General features: G+C 47.3%; 9 protein-coding genes and 1 pseudogene. 2 read left to right on the top strand and 8 right to left on the bottom strand.

The features are described 5' to 3' along the window. Positions 1-51: 51 nt before the first annotated feature. Both VN379_RS15970 and VN379_RS15975 read left to right on the top strand, forming a co-directional pair. On the top strand, positions 52-726 hold the full coding sequence (locus tag VN379_RS15970; RefSeq protein ID WP_325535622.1) for a response regulator transcription factor: 675 nt from the start codon (positions 52-54) through the stop codon (positions 724-726). Then, the gene (locus tag VN379_RS15975) at positions 716-2026 is read left to right on the top strand and encodes a sensor histidine kinase (protein ID WP_325535624.1); all 1311 of its coding nucleotides are present in this window, start codon (positions 716-718) and stop codon (positions 2024-2026) included. The genes VN379_RS15970 and VN379_RS15975 overlap by 11 nt, the downstream gene beginning before the upstream one ends. Positions 2027-2117: 91 nt before the next feature. On the opposite strand, the gene VN379_RS15980 is transcribed toward VN379_RS15975, so the two are convergent. From VN379_RS15980 to VN379_RS16015, 8 genes and pseudogenes are all read right to left on the bottom strand, one after another. After that, a complete protein-coding gene (locus VN379_RS15980; RefSeq protein ID WP_325535626.1) occupies positions 2118-3110 on the bottom strand; it encodes a glycosyltransferase family 9 protein in 993 nt (330 codons plus the stop codon). An 84-nt stretch (positions 3111-3194) separates the two neighbouring features. Next, a complete protein-coding gene (locus VN379_RS15985; protein ID WP_325535628.1) occupies positions 3195-5384 on the bottom strand; it encodes a DNA topoisomerase III in 2190 nt (729 codons plus the stop codon). A gap of 132 nt (positions 5385-5516) precedes the next feature. Continuing rightward, positions 5517-6649: pseudogene (locus VN379_RS15990) on the bottom strand (trans-sulfuration enzyme family protein). A gap of 17 nt (positions 6650-6666) precedes the next feature. Then, a complete protein-coding gene (locus VN379_RS15995) occupies positions 6667-7410 on the bottom strand; it encodes an ABC transporter ATP-binding protein (RefSeq protein ID WP_422663627.1) in 744 nt (247 codons plus the stop codon). After that, entirely contained in the window at positions 7361-8140 is a 780-nt protein-coding gene (locus VN379_RS16000; protein WP_325535632.1) for an ABC transporter ATP-binding protein, read from the bottom strand. The genes VN379_RS15995 and VN379_RS16000 overlap by 50 nt, the downstream gene beginning before the upstream one ends. Beyond that, positions 8140-9000, bottom strand: a complete 861-nt coding sequence (locus VN379_RS16005) for a branched-chain amino acid ABC transporter permease (RefSeq protein WP_325535634.1) — start codon at positions 8998-9000, stop codon at positions 8140-8142. Before VN379_RS16005 ends, VN379_RS16000 begins: the two co-directional genes overlap by 1 nt. A 6-nt stretch (positions 9001-9006) precedes the next feature. Beyond that, the gene (locus VN379_RS16010; protein ID WP_325535636.1) at positions 9007-9879 is read right to left on the bottom strand and encodes a branched-chain amino acid ABC transporter permease; all 873 of its coding nucleotides are present in this window, start codon (positions 9877-9879) and stop codon (positions 9007-9009) included. 69 nt (positions 9880-9948) lie between these two features. After that, positions 9949-11106: an ABC transporter substrate-binding protein gene (locus VN379_RS16015; protein WP_325535638.1), complete on the bottom strand. Its 1158-nt coding sequence runs from the start codon at positions 11104-11106 to the stop codon at positions 9949-9951. Positions 11107-11258: the final 152 nt, after the last annotated feature.

An 11258-nucleotide genomic window follows, 5' to 3' on the forward strand; every position in this document is an offset into this window, starting at 1 on the left:
CAACTAATATTATGTGCTTATGTGTGCATTGTCTTAAAAAGGAGCCACATTGTGAAACTACTGTTAATTGAAGATGAGCGGCGGCTTTCTGACGCGTTATCTCATATTCTTAGAAAAAACGGCTACGCTGTTGATACTGCCTTAGACGGTGAAACCGGCTTAGATATGGCGGCTACCGGCATCTATGATATCCTCATTCTAGACTGGATGCTGCCTATTCGCGACGGGGTTTCAGTTTTAAAAGAATTTCGTGGACTGGGTTTTGACACCCCAGTAATTTTTTTAACGGCAAAAGACTCTACTAAAGACAGAGTAGAAGGCTTAGATGCCGGTGCTGACGATTATTTAGTTAAACCTTTTTCGTCTGATGAATTGATGGCGCGGTTGCGGGCCCTCGCCCGCAGGCAAACCAAACTTTTAACCAGCGAGAAACTGGAAGCTGCCGGTTGGATATTAGACCCGCTACGCTGTGAGGTAACTAAAGATAATGAGGTTATTAAACTAACAACCAAAGAAGCCTTACTACTGGAGTTATTAATGCGTAACTACGGACTTGTTATCAGCAAAGAACGCATCTGGGAAAAGGTTTGGGGCTTTCAGACTACTATTGATATTGCCAATGTGGACCTTTATATCCATTATCTGCGCCGGAAGCTTAATACGTCGTTCATAAAAACAGTGAGGGGAATTGGCTATTATTTAAGGAGTGAAGGTCATGTTTCGTAAATTACGCCTTCAATTAACCCTGGTAAATATGGGGATCATGGCCCTCTTATTCCTGATCCTGACAGTTGGCAGTTACTTATTTGCTCAGGATCGACTAACGACAGGGGCTGCATTCTTATTAAAAAGAGTGGCTGCTGACCTAGTCAGCGGTAAGCTTGACGACTTACCGCCGCGTCCTAACCAAGGACAACGCATGCGGCTTGATCCAGACTCTGGTCCTAATCAGGAACCAAGACCCGGGCCAGGTCCTGGTCCAGGCCTTGGCCCAGGTTTTGGTCCCGGCCCATCTGTTTTTTTTGTCCGGCTTAATGAACTTGGCGAGATAGTGGCCCATTCATCCAATCTGTCCTTATCATCAGAGGAGTTAGTCCTTTTATTAGAAAAAACGCTCGCTCTAGCCGCTGAGCAAGGTACCATTTCCTTCGCTCAGATTGACTACAATTACTTAAAAGCGAATATTCCCGATCAAACCGACTACTATCTTCTTTTTCAGGATTTTTCCCGTGAAAAAAATACTTTGCGGATTGTCATCACTGCACTAATTTTAATAGGTCTGATTTGTATATTTCTATCATTTTTCGGCAGTCGGTATATGGCCAACAGAGCCATGATCCCCATTCAGCAGGCCTGGCGACAGCAAAAGGAATTTTTGGCCGATGCTTCGCATGAACTTAGAACACCCTTAGCCGTTATCCAAACCAATCTGGAGGTCGTTCGTTCAGCCCCGGAGGATACTGTTAGAGATCATGAGCATTGGCTTGAAAACATCCAGACCGAGGTTTCTTGCATGACTAAATTAGTTGATTCTCTTTTATTTCTTGCGCGTGCCGACTCTCATCAACAACTTCTACAAAAAAACAGCTTTGATTTTGGCAAAGCCGTTTGTCAGGCAGGGGCTCCTTTTGTTCCTTCCGCCGAGCTCAAAAATATCCAATTAACCATTCACACAGAGAATATTACCTATTTTGGTGATGAAAGCAAGTTATGTCAGTTAATCGGCATCTTAACCGACAATGCCATCCGCAATACCCCTGCAGGCGGTACTATAACTATATCACTAAGGGGTACAACAAACTCTGTTATCCTCACGGTACGCGATACAGGGGAAGGCATCGCTGCTGAGCATTTGGAAAAAATTTTCAACCGCTTTTACCAGGCTAATCCGGCTCGCTCTGACGGCGGCACGGGTCTGGGGTTATCGATTGCCAAACTCATTGTAGAAAGCCATCACGGTACTATTACGGTCAGCAGTTCCCCTGGGGCGGGAGCTACTTTTACGATTACTTTGCCACTAACATAATAAAAATAATAACAGCGGCGCTGTCCAAGATGTCAGCGCCGCTGTATTATTTTTAGGTTATAGCTGCTATTCGATTGATAAAGTGATCGTACTATTCATGACAACACTGATACACTTGTTGCACTACTGCCGCCGGCGTAATGCTGTACATGCAATCGTTTGTCCCGTATTGGCATTTTGTTTTGTGGCAGAATGAACATTGCTGTTGATTAACCACTATTCCATTACGATTACCAGGTGGTGCATATGTCTCAGGGTTTGTTGGTCCAAATAGGGCAACTGTCGGGGTTTCCAGGGCTGCGGCCATGTAGAGCGGTCCGGTGTCACCTGCCACAACGACAGCCGCCTTAGCCAAAATACCTGCCATCTCTAACAGAGTCGTTTTTCCAATAGCATTAATGATGGGCACACCCGCCTTTTCCTCAATCTCGCGCCCCATTTCCAGTTCACTGTTACCGCCGCACAAGATAATTTTAAAATCATTGGTTAAAAGCTCTGCTGTTTTTGCAAAGAGCTCCGGCGGCCAGTTCTTCGCCGGCCACGTTGTTCCCGGAACTAAGACTGCGATCCGTTCCTTAGGGGTTATGCCTGAACCGGTTATATAGTTATCAGCAAATTGTTGAGCTGCCGCCGGGATAACAAGCGTCATTTTCTGATAACCGGGAGTAATACCAAGAGCCTGTAGGACGCTAAGATATCTTTCTGTAATATGCGGCCCAGGCGGCGTGGTAGTCTCGGTCATAAACAGCGGGTTTAACTCTCTGGCATGACTCATCCCGATACGCCTGGCGGTTTTAACTTGTTTGGCGATCATCCCGGTAAGAAAAAGCCCATGAATATCCAGTGCTGCATAAAACTCTCTTGACGCTAATTCAGCCTGCAAGCTGCGCCACAGGGACAAAGCCTGTTTAAACTCATAAGCACGCAGGTGTTTTTCGAAGCGTTCACGTGACCAGATGATCACCTCATCGACAAAGGGATTATATTTTATAAGATCAGCACAAACCGCCCCAACAAGCCAGGTAATCTTACAATCAGGCCAGGCGGCCTTAAGGGCCCCGGCCACAGGTGAACAATGAATCACATCACCGATAGAGCTGAGCCTTATGATCAGTATTTCTTTATTCAGAAAACCACCCACCTTTGGCCAATAGGAATTTGTCAGGATTTACTGCAGCTTAAGCTTAGCCAGCGCTTCTGCCAATGCGTTATTGATCGGTTTATCCTCTTGCTGCTCTTTTAGATAACGCGACACATCTTTCTTCGAAATCTTTGTATCGCCCTCTTTCTTTTTCCGTTCAGTGAAGACAGCAAGTTTTTCCCTGTACCCGCATCCGCAAACAAAGGCGCGGGCATCGCCCTCACCCCGCAGTTCAAGTTTTTTGTGACAATTGGGACATCTGGCGTTTGTTACCTGGGCAACGTTTTTCCGGTAGCCGCATTCCCGGTCTTGACAAACCAGCGACTTCCCTTTCTTACCATTAACCTCAAGCAGATACTTACCACATTCCGGGCAGCGCGTACGTGTCACATTGTCGTGCTTAAACTGCTCCTGGCTATTTTTTATCTCTCTGATAATTACTTGTGTATATTGTTTTATTTCGGCAATAAATGCCTGCTTTTTTAGCTGCCCTTTGGCGATGGCGCTCAGCTTTTGTTCCCATTCAGCCGTTAATGCCGGTGATTTCAGGTCAGAAGGCGCCAGTTCCAGCAGCTGCTTGCCTTTAGATGTGATAAGGATATCTTTACCCTTTTTTTCAATAACAAAACTGCTAAAGAGCTTTTCAATAATATCAGCCCTGGTGGCTACAGTACCCAACCCGCCTGTTTGCCCGATGATCTGTTTAAGCGCCTGACTTTCGCCTGACATATATTTTGCCGGATTCTCCATTGCTGATAAAAGGCTGGCTTCGGTAAAGAGTGCCGGCGGCTTAGTCTCACCTTTAGTCAATACAATTGCGTTTATCGGTAAGATATCACCTTTATTTAAGTGGGGAAGCGTTTGCTCCACAGCATGGTCATCAGCCGCTTCCTCCTCATCCAGATTATTGTTATAAAGCTCTCGCCAGCCAAGCGCACTTACTGTTTTGCCTTTCGCGCTAAAGAGTTCATTACCAATTTGCGCTTTGACTGTCGTCTCTTCATATTCGAAAGGCGGACAGAGCACTGCCAGGAAGCGCCTGACGACTAGCTCATAAATTTTCTTTTCTTTGTCTGTGAGTGAATTAAGTACAACCGCTTGTTCAGTGGGGATTATCGCATGGTGATCAGACACTCTGCCGTTGTCAACAAAATGGCTGCCGGCCTTGATGGGAGCTTTTAGGATTTTAAGAATTTGCCTGGAGTACAGGCCTGTATCACAGGCTTTCACCCGGTCTTTCAGGGTCTCAACAATATCTGTTGATAGATAACGCGAGTCAGTACGCGGATAGGTCAAAGCTTTATGGGTTTCATATAGTTTCTGCATAATTGACAGTGTTTCTTTGGCCGAAAAGCCAAACATTTTATTAGCATCACGCTGCAGCTCGGTGAGATCATACAAGGCTGGGGAAAAAGCTTTCTTGCTCACCTTATGTACATCAATGACCTCAGCCTTTTTCCCGGTTATCGCGGTAATGATTTTGTCACAGACCACTTTTTCAAACGTTCTGCTTTCTTTGGATTTAGCCTCCTGCCAGGTCAGCTTCAGACGCTCGGCAGTCGCTGTAATCCCATAATAGGTACGAGGCTGAAAGTTTTTTATCTCTGCCTCTCTGCCGGCAATAATCGCCAGCGTCGGGGTTTGAACACGCCCACAGGATAACTGGGCATTATACTTAGTAGTTAAGGCCCTGGTAGCATTAATGCCAACAAGCCAGTCAGACTCAGACCGGGCCACCGCAGATGCATACAGGTTCTCGTACTCTTTGCCTGGTTTTAGACTGCTGAAACCATCCCTGATGGCTTTGTCGGTCACTGAGGAAATCCAGAGGCGCTTAACAGGTTTATTAATATGGGCCTTCTCCAGTATCCATCTGGCCACAAGCTCGCCTTCACGCCCGGCATCTGTGGCAATAACAACCTCACTTACATCCTTGCGGGACAGTTGTTCTTTAACCGCACTAAACTGTTTACCTGTTTGCTTAATCACAACAAGCTTCAGTTCCGGGGGCAGCATGGGCAAGTCCTCAAGCCGCCAGGCCTTATATTTTTCGTCATAGGCTTCGGGGTCGGCCAGTGTTACCAAGTGTCCCAGAGCCCAGGTAACGATATATTTGGGTCCTTCAAGATAGCCATTTCCCTTAATATTGCACTGGAGTACCCGGGCTAAGTCCCGCCCAACAGACGGTTTTTCGGCTAGTACTACTATTTTGCTCATTTGAAACCTCACTAAAAAATTATATATACATTTATTGCGGAATACATAGCTATTATTATACCCGCAATCTGGTAGTTTTTAAAGACAATAAAAAAACTGCCAGCCTGGATCTCCTGCTGGCAGTTTTTACTATTACCGGCTCATGGCCTGCTCAAAATCAGCGATAATATCAGCCGGGTCTTCAATGCCTACCGACAGGCGGATCAGGCTGGGGGTAATACCCATGCGCAGTTTCCGCTCTGTTGGCACCGAGCCGTGTGACATGACATCAGGCAGGTTTACCATCGACTCGACGCCGCCAAGGCTGTCGGCTAACATGCAGAATTTGAGCTTACCCAAAATACTGCGGGCCAGGTCGCCATCACCAACATCAAAGGAAACAACATTTCCGGTACCGCGGGCCTGGTTTTTGTGTAATTGATAGCCTGGATGATCTTCAAAGCCAAGATAGTATACTTTTTGAACCTCAGGCCGGGCCCGCAGCCAGGAGGCCAGCACCCCGGCATTATGGGACTGCCTGTCCATGCGTAATCCCAGGGTTTTTAAGCCGCGCAGCAGCAGCCAGGAATCAAATGGACCTAACACACCACCGGTGGAGTTTTGTACAAAGTGAAGTTCTTCCGCCAGTTTAGCATCTTTCACCACCACAACTCCGGCCAGCACATCACTATGGCCGCCAATAAACTTAGTGGCGCTATGGACAACTACATCCACCCCAAGGTTTAGCGGCTGTTGCAGGTAAGGTGACATAAAGGTATTGTCAGCAATTGTTAATAGACCGTGCTCCCGGGCCAAAGCAGTTACACCGCTAATATCTGTCACCATCAGGTCGGATTGGACGGGGTCTCTATGACCAGGGCTTTAGTAGCCGGTGTGATTGCGGCGGCAATCTCAGTAAGGCTGCCAAAGTCCACATATGTGACAACAAGCCCAAAGCGGCAAAAAATCTTGTCAAGTACCCGTGAAGTACCGCCATACAGGTTCCGGCTGGCAATAATATGATCACCGGTTTTGAATAAGTTAAAAACCGCGGTAGTTGCCGCCATACCTGAACCAAAAGCAAACCCGCGGCAGCCGCCTTCCAGCAGCGCCATTTGCTTCTCCAGTGCGTGCCTGGTCGGATTATTTCCCCGGGAATATTGATAGCCGCCCTCCTGTCCGACAGTATGCTGTCTAAAACTTGAGGCCTGATATATCGGCGTGCTGGCCGCTCCGGTAGTCCGGTCTCCCTCGTCACCGTGAATGAGTAAGGTATCTATATGCATGCTTCTTCCCCCAGTCTTTAGTGAGTTATCCCTAAATATGCTTTTTGAACAAGTGGGTCATCAATCAAGGCTTTACCAGACCCTGACAGGATGACCTGGCCTGTTTCCAGGACAAAAGCCTCATCGGCCATCTCCAGCGCCTCAAACGCATTCTGCTCTGCCAGCAGTATTGTTGTCCCCTGAGCCCGGATACCGCGGATAACCTCAAACATATTTGCAACCATCAGCGGTGCCAGTCCAAGCGACGGTTCATCTAAGAGCAGTAAGCGGGGGCGTGACATCAGCCCTCTGGCGATCGCCACCATCTGCTGTTCACCGCCGCTTAATGTCCCGGCATACTGTTTGAGCCGTTCTTTCATAATCGGGAAGAGCTGGTACATCTTTTCCAGATCTGCCTGGATGCCATCTTTGTCTTTTCTCAGAAAAGCCCCCATCAGCAAATTCTCTTTGACAGTCAGATTGGCATATAACCGGCGTCTCTCCGGCACAAGACACACCCCTTGCCCCACAACCTCATATGCTTTGCTGGATAAAGGGCGGCCTTCATAAACGATTGTGCCGCTGGCAGGCTGGAGCAATCCGGCCAGGGTCATCATCAGCGTCGATTTGCCTGCACCGTTCGCGCCAATAACAGCGACTATCCGGCCGGCCGGGACTGTAAGATTTACATCGCGGAGAGCATGGATTTGACCGTACTTCACATTTAGACCGCTAACCTCTAACACGTTTATATCCCTCCCCGAGATAAGCCCGCAACACATCAGGATTGCTTTGAATTGCCTGTGCTGTCCCCTCTGCCAGTTTTATGCCAAAATTAAGCACAAAAATAGTATCACATAGCTCCATAATAACATCCATATGGTGTTCTATCAGTAATATGGTCAGGTTATGCTGTTGGTGAATCCGGCGGATCAGCTTGGCCAGATCCTGAGACTCTTCCGGATTCATACCGGCGGCCGGTTCGTCCAGCAGCAGCAGTTTAGGCTGCAGGGCCAGTGCCCGGGCAATCTCAAGTTTACGCTGCAGCCCATAAGGCAGGCTGTCAGCCTGAACCATAGCTTTATCTGCAAGACCGACTTCGGTTAGATACTCCATGGCTTTATTACGGATTTCCGCTTCGCGGGTTAAAATATTGGGCAGTCGGAGCAAAGCAGCAGCAAATGAATAGTCAGCATGCTTATCCACGGCAATGCAGACATTATCCAGCACCGACAGGTTGCGAAACAGGCGGATATTCTGAAAAGTCCGCGCAATCCCCCGGGCTACAACACCGTCAGGCCCCATACCGGCAAGCTCCTGCCCTTGAAACAGGATACTGCCGCTGGTAGGTGCATATACGCCGGTAATTAGATTGAACATGGTGGTTTTACCGGCACCGTTAGGTCCGATAAGCCCCATGATTTGTCCTTGTTTAGTGGCAAAACTGACATCCCGGCAGGCCATGATCCCGCCAAAAGCCTTGGTTACTCCCTTTAATTCTAGAAGCTTCATTAGGACACCTCTTTTCTAAACAAGCGGCGAATACTGTTCAATGAGATCTCTTTATAACCAAACAGTCCCTGTGGCCTAAACACCATAATTGCCACCAGCAGGAAGCCATAGGCCACCAGCCGCCACATACTTGCCACCCTGAGCGCTTCCGGGATGGCCACAAACAGGACTGCTGCAACAACAGGCCCGGTAATGCTGCCCATACCGCCGGCAACAACACTTGCTGTCAATTGGGTAGATAAATAAGAGGTAAACATGCCTGGCTGGATAAAAGTAACATAGTGAGCAAATAACCCCCCGGCTAAACCTGCGGTCATAGCGCTAAATATCAGTGAGCGCATCCGCACCTGAAATAGATTTATCCCCATCATCTCGGCAGCAACGAAATCTTCCCGCACAGCAATCGCAGCCCGCCCATACCGTGAGTAAACGAAATTCCGGGCAATCCAGATAACGAGAACGGTAGCAACAACAACCACGGTTAAGGTTGTTTCATTGGCAATGCCCGGGAGTCCGCGCGCCCCTTGGGTAATCTCCAGGTTTTCCAGCAGTACCCTGATGGCTTCACCAAAGCCCAGCGTGGCAATCGCAAAGTAATCACTGCGCAGCTTAGCCCGCAGCGTAGGATAACCAATGATTGTACCAACCACTGCAGCCATGGCCGTACCGGCCGCCAGTGCCAGATAATAATTCACATCATAAAAATAGGTAAGGATGCTTGCCGTGTATGCACCAACAGCAAAAAAAGCGGCATGACCTAATGAAAATAAGCCGGTAAAGCCGGTAAAGATGGCCAGACCAACGGTGGCAATGACATAAATCAAACTAAAAGTTATGACCCCGCTAATATATTCTGCCATAGTCTGTTACACCTTTTCCTCAAGAAATTTCCCGAAAAGACCAGTGGGTAACACCAATAGCAGAATGACCAGCAAAGAAAAGCTGAACACATCACGCACAACAGAAGACACATAGGCCGATACAAAGGTTTCCAGGACGCCCAGCAGCAGTCCGCCGACCACCGCCCCTGGTAAGCTGCCCAACCCGCCAATGACGGCGGCGATATAGGCTTTATTGGTAATCCAGCCCATAGTGGGATAGACCATATATTTCATACCCAAAAACATGCCTGAAATACCAGCCAGCGCCCCGGCCAGAAGAAATACCCAGCCAATCGTTCTTGTAATATTGACGCCGTTTAACTGACTGACCTGCATGTCATACGAGGCTGCCCTGATCGCGATACCTGTTCTGCTATTTTGTAAAAAGTAGTGCAGTGCATAGATGGCAGCAAAAGAAAAGACAATGGCAAATACGTCCAGCATCCCGATAGATACCCCGCCATAACTAATATTCTGCTGCGTAAGAACTTCGGGAAATGCATAGAATCTTGAGCCAATAGTCGCATAAACAAAGTTTTCCAGAAAGATCGAGGTTCCCATCGCACTAATCATGAAATAGAGCGAGGGTGCATTACGTTTTCGCAGTGTACTATAGGCTAACCGCTCATTCAATAAACATAAAAATGCCGCGCCGGCAATTGAACCAAAAATAGCCAGATATACGGGCATACCCATCTCCATTAAAAGATAATAGCCAATATACGCCCCAAGCATGATGATAGAACCATAAGCAAAGTTACTGAAGTTCAGGATGCTGAATACCAGGGAGTAGCCAACTGCCATGAGTGCGTATATACCACCGATAGCGAGACCTGTAACCAGTGTTTGAATTAACATTGTGCGCCATCTCCTTAAGTATTTAGGACGGCGGAGGATGTGAAATCCCGCGCCGTCCTGCACGCAAAGTTATTGGGTGACAAATTTGGATTTGAAGATAAATTTGCCATCCTTAACTTCCTGAATGATGGCCGGCTTATTTAACGGATCATGAGTATTCGGATCAATTGTCAGCTTACCGCTAAGCACCGGGAGATCTTTGGTTTTCTCCAATTGCTCGGCTATTTTTGCCGGATCAGTACTATTCGATTTGTTCATAGCATCAATTAAGGCATACAAGGCATCAATCGCCATAACCGGGTTGGGCATAATCGGGTCTGCCTTATATTTTGCCTGGTATTCTTTAATAAAGTTTTGAATGTCAGGATCGTCCATGCTGGCCAGGTTTACGAAGTAAGAACCTTCTACCGCCGAGCCGCCCAGGGTAATTAAGTCCGGACTGCCCCAACCATCACCACCAACAAACTTTGTTTTAATGCCAAGGTCAGCCGCCTGTTTCATCACAAGTGCCGCCTCTTTCTGCATAGTAGGAATAAAAATAACTTCAGGGTTTGTTCCTTTGATTTTACCTAAAATAGCACGATAATCAAGTTCGCCTGAGCGGAAAGCCTCATTGGCGACGATTTTTCCGCCTTGCTTCTCAAATTCCGCAGTAAAATATTTACCCAGCCAGGCCGAATAATCAGATCCGACATCATAAGCAATTGCTGCTGTCGTAGCTTTCAGTTCTTTGGCAGCAAACTGGGCGGCCACTGTTCCCTGAAACGGGTCAATGAAACAAGTACGGAACGCATATTTGCGAACTTTGTTCGTCTTGTCATCAACGGTTACTTTAGGGTTGGTAGCCGAGGTAGCAATAAAAGGTACTTTGGCAGGTTCGACCACCGAGCTCATGGCAATAGCGACACCACTTTGCCCAGGTCCGATAATTCCCACAACCTTATCACTGATTAATCTTTTGGTTACATTTACACCTTCAGTGGCATCTGCCCGGGTATCATAAGCAACCAGTTGCAGTTTTTTGCCTAATACGCCGCCTTTGGCATTAATCTTTTCAATTTCCATCTCCAGGGCATTTTTCTCAGCTTGTCCCCAGGTAGAATTGTCGCCGGTTAAAGCTACGGCATTACCAATCTTGATAACATTGGCATCACCAGACGATCCACAGCCAGTAAGCACTGTTGCGAAAATCGCCAGCATGACCAGGGCTAACCATCTCATTCTCATATAAAATTCCGCCTCCTTATTATATTGTATTTCCACCTTACCGCTCTTTAGTGATTTCAGCCTCCTTTCACTCAATTTTACTCTTTAATAAAGCCTATTTAGAAACTAATCTAAATAGGCTCATTTTTAAACTATACAGTATTACACCTGTT

The sequence above is a fragment of the Sporomusa sp. genome, from assembly GCF_035561255.1.
In the GTDB taxonomy this organism is placed as follows: domain Bacteria; phylum Bacillota; class Negativicutes; order Sporomusales; family Sporomusaceae; genus Sporomusa.